Source organism: Myxococcus sp. AB056 (assembly GCF_006547365.1).
In the GTDB taxonomy this organism is placed as follows: domain Bacteria; phylum Myxococcota; class Myxococcia; order Myxococcales; family Myxococcaceae; genus Myxococcus; species Myxococcus virescens.
On the sequence record NZ_VHLB01000180.1, the window covers coordinates 1 to 4653 of the forward strand.

Below are 4653 nucleotides of genomic sequence, written 5' to 3' on the forward strand. Positions count from 1 at the left end.
ACCCCCGGCGGCTTGCCCACCCTGCGCTTCCCCCCCGAGCTCCCCATCTCGAGCCGGGTGGAGGACATCACCGCGGCCATCACCGCCCATCAGGTGGTCATTGTCGCGGGGGCCACAGGCTCGGGGAAGACGACGCAGCTACCGAAAGTCCTGCTCGCCATGGGGCGCGGCCGCCCGCGCCAGATTGGCGTCACCCAGCCCCGGCGTATCGCCGCGACGAGCGTGGCGGCGCGCGTGGCACGCGAGCTCGGCACGGAGCTGGGCACGGACGTCGGGTACCAGATTCGCTTCGAGGACCGCTCGTCCCGGCAGACCGCCGTGAAGTTCATGACCGACGGCGTCCTGCTCGCGCAGATTCACAGCGACCCGCTCCTGCGCCGCTACGACACCATCGTGCTCGACGAGGCCCACGAGCGCAGCCTCACCATCGACTTCCTGCTCGGGTGGCTCAAGCGCATCCTTCCCAGACGCCCCGACCTCAAGGTGGTGGTGAGCTCGGCCACCATCGAGACCGAGCGCTTCTCGCAGTTCTTCGGAGGGGCTCCGGTCATCCAGGTGGAGGGCCGTACCTTTCCGGTGGACGTGCTCTACGAGCCGCCCCACGAGGACGCCGAGCTCGCCGACGCCGTCGCCGATGCGGTGGCGAACGTCATCTCGCTCGACCCGAACGGGGACGTCCTCGTGTTCCTCCCCGGGGAGCGGGAGATCCGCGAGGCCGAGAATGCCCTGAACGCGCGCGAGCTCCGCGGCACGGTGGTGCAGCCGCTGTATGCGCGCCTGTCGGCCGCCGAGCAGTCACGCGTCTTCGCCACCATCCCCCAGCGCCGGGTCATCCTCGCCACCAACGTCGCGGAGACGTCGGTCACCATCCCGGGCATCGTGTACGTCGTGGACACGGGGGTGGCGCGCCTGTCGCGCTACGAGCCTCGCTCGGGCACCACGCGCCTGCACATCGAGCCAGTCTCCCAGGCCAGCGCCGACCAGCGCAAAGGGCGCTGCGGCCGCGTGCGCGAGGGAATCTGCGTGCGCCTCTACGACGAGGTGAGCTTCACCACGCGGCCCGCCTTCACCGACCCGGAAATCAAGCGCACCGGGCTCGCGGGGGTCATCCTGCGGATGAAGTCCCTCGGCCTCGGTGACGTCGAGGACTTTCCCTTCCTCGACCCGCCCCAGCCGAAGGCCATCGCCGAGGGCTGGCGGGTGCTCGAGGAGCTCGGGGCCATCGAGGGCAAGGAGCGCATCTTGACGCCACTGGGGCACCAGCTCGCGCGCTTCCCGGTGGACCCACGCATCGCGCGGATGATTCTCGCCGGCGCCGAGTACGGGTGCCTGGACGAGGTGCTCATCGTCGCCGCGGCGCTCAACCTGCAGGACCCGCGCGAGCGGCCACGGGAGCTCGCGCAGAAGGCAGACGACCTGCACCGGCGCTTCCGTGACGAGCACTCGGACTTCACGGGGCTCCTCAAGCTGTGGGCGTTCGTGCGCGAGGCCGAGGGCCGGGGGACGTCCCATCTGCGGCGCGTGTGCCGGGACAACTTCCTGTCCTTCCTGCGGGTGCGCGAGTGGCGGGACGTCCAGCGCCAGTTCGAGGAGACCGTCCGCGAGCTGCGCCTGCCGCGCAAGGGCCGGGGCGCCCCAGCGCGCGGGGACGCCCTGCACCAGGCGCTCCTCACCGGGCTCCTGTCCCGCATCGGCCAGTGGAATCCGGAGCAGCGCCACTTTACGGGCGCGAAGCAGACGCGCTTCATGGTCCACCCCTCGTCGGCGCTCGCGAAGAAGCCCCCTGCCTGGGTGATGGCGTTCGAGCTCGTGGAGACGTCCCAGCTTTTCGCGCGCACCGTGGCGAAGCTCGACCCGGAGTGGCTCGCGGCGGCGGCCCCCCACCTGCTCAAGCGCAGCTACTCCGATCCGCACTGGTCGGAGAAGTCCGCGCGCGCCATCGTGAAGGAGAACGCGACCCTCTTCGGGCTGACCGTCTTCAGGGAGCGCCCCGTGCCCCTGGCCAGCAGGGACCCCGCCGAAGCACGGCTGATGTTCCTCGAGCACGCCCTGGTGCGAGGCGAGTACCGCACCCGAGGGGCGTTCCAGGAGAAGAACCGCCAGGTGTTCGAGCGCGTGGCGCGCCTGCGGGACAAGGCCCGGCGCAGCGAGCTGCTCGACAGCGAGGCGATGCTGACCTTCTTCGACAAGCGCGTCCCGGCGGACGTGACGGACGGAGCGGCCTTCGAGGTCTGGCGTCGCAAGGCCGAGGCGGCCGACCCCGACGTGCTCGTCCTCTCGATGGAGGATGCCCTCTCGCACGACCCGGGCCTGTCCCCGGCGCACTACCCGGATGCCATCAAGCTGCACGGCGCGTCCGTGCCGGTGACGTACACCTTCGACCCCTCGGCCGAGGACGACGGCATCACCCTGAGCGTGCCGCTGCTGCTGCTCGCCCAGATAGCCCCGGGTGAGCTCGACTGGACCATCCCCGGGTGGCAGCGGGAGAAGCTCACCGCCCTGCTCGAGCAGCTCCCCCGCGCCCAGCGCAAGCAGTTGGGGCCGTTGCCGGATCTGGTCGACCGTCTCGAGAAGGAACTGGTGCCCTTCCGCGGGCCGATGATTCCAGCGCTCGCGCGTGCGGTGTCCCGCCTGTGCGGCATGGAAGTGACCGAGGAGTCCTTCCGGGCGGCTGCCGTGGTGCCGTACCTGCGCATCACGCTCCGGGTGCTCGACGCGCAGGGCAAGGAACTCGCGCGGGGCCGCGACGTCGACGCGCTGCTCAAGCAGCACGGAGGCCATGCACGGGCGGCGCTGCGCAGCGCGGCGCCGGCGTCGGACTGGGAGCGCAAGGGGCTGACCGCCTGGACTTTCGGCGACCTGCCCGCCGTGGTCACCCGGCGGGTCGGCAACCTCGAGGTCCGCAGCTATCCCGCGCTCGTCGACCGGGGCGCCACCGTGGACCTGGTGTTGCTCGAGACATCCGCCGCCGCTGACGCGGCCACGCGCACGGGGGTCCGCCGGCTCCTGATGCTCGCCGCGCGCGGGCACGTGGCCGTCAGCGCCGCGCGCATGCCAACGCCCTTCCCGTCCCTGGACGGCGCGCCGCCCGCACGGGGCCAGGCCGACGCCTTCCGGGCGCTCGTCCTCGCACGTGGCGTTGACGACGCGTTCAAGCTCACACCGGGCGCGCCGCTGCCCCGCATGAAGGCAGCCTTCGAGACGCTGGTCCGTGAGGGCTCACCGCGCCTCGAGAGTGCGGCCCGGGACTGGGCGAACGCCGTCGTTGTCACCTCCGCGGAGCTCGCCACGACGCTCGCGGCACTCAAGGCGGCATCAAGGGGACCGAGCGGCGCGGCGGCCGTGCGGGACATCCGCTCGCAGCTCGGGCACCTGTTCCCCGCGAACCTCATCGAGTGGATTCCCTTCGTGCGCCTGCTGCACTACCCGCGCTACCTCCGCGCGGCCCAGGCACGGCTGTCGCGTGCGGTGGCGAACCCCAGCAAGGACGCAGGGAAGGCCGCGCCCTTCACTCCCCTGTGGGAGACCTTCCTCGCCAGGCGCGCCACCGTGCGTGACCAGGAGGCGGCGCAGGAGCTGCGGTGGGCCTTCGAGGAGCTCCGCGTGGCCATCTTCGCTCCGGAGGTGACGACGCCCGTGTCCGTGACGGTGGCGAAGGTCGGCGCGGCCCTCGCGGCGCTGCGCTAGAAGCGGGTGGCTGCGCGTCCGCGACGAGCGCATCGGCGTCCTCAAGGTGCTGCCGCCCGACTGCCACCGCCGGCCGGTCGTACGGCCCGCGCTCCCCGGTGACGCCGGCCAGAACGAGCATGTCCGACGCCTCAGGGGGGCTACACCAGTCGCCCCCGGCGTCGAACTGCTCCAGCACGGCCCTCGTAGGAGCCCGCTTCAGCATCCCGCTGAGCGACAACGGAGGGCACGACTCGGGAGAGCCCGGCCGTGTCCAGCATGGTTCCAGGTGGGACTCGCCCTGTCGGGGACGTCGCCCTTCGCGGCGACCAATCACAGCACAAAAACCTAACCATCCATGAAGCCGAGAGCGAATCAATCACAAATAAAATACATCACCACCGTCATCGCGACGCATCACGAAACTGCAACCCATTACGCGCTCCACCTGGGATGTATTTGACCCACTCACCCGCGCTCGTTCCTGGCATGACCCTCCGCCAGTCTGGTTTGCCCCAGCGGCAACCCCTTAGCCTGACATCCCGATGACGTGCGCCACGCCCAGGGCGCAATCATCCACACTTGCTGAATTACCAGCCTTTCTCGTTTGGATTTGAATTCAATTCAAGACCAGTGCTAGTAGGGAATTGGCTTCGGCCGACCCCGCACAAACAACACAGGAGTAGTCCATGACGAGGAACGTGAAGCGTTTCCTGGCTGGCTCGCTGCTGTCTCTCACCCCGTCGATCGCTTTCGCCGGACAGATCGAACTCGACTTCCCCGACTTCCTCACCCAGCGCAGCGAGTACGTCAGCGTCCGTGAGGGCGCGGTGCAGCTCCCCGTGCGGAAGGGCCCCTCGGTGGAGGCCATCGGCCCTGCCGTTGAAGACTTCTTCGTCTCCAACCAGGCCGGCGTCGACCTCCACCTGGGCATCCAGATCCTGACGGGCTCGTTCAACGGCACCTGGAACACCCACCCTGTCCCCC

At 70.0% G+C, this 4653-nt stretch carries 1 protein-coding gene and 1 pseudogene; both read left to right on the forward strand.

Features of this window, described 5'->3' with window-relative positions; translation table 11 throughout:
• Window positions 1-3687 (forward strand): ATP-dependent RNA helicase HrpA (gene hrpA, locus FMP39_RS36865; protein WP_228558651.1); only part of this gene is annotated, 3687 nt, incomplete at its 5' end.
• 668 nt (window positions 3688-4355) lie between these two features.
• Window positions 4356-4653, forward strand: a pseudogene (locus FMP39_RS36870) (hypothetical protein); the annotation flags it as partial.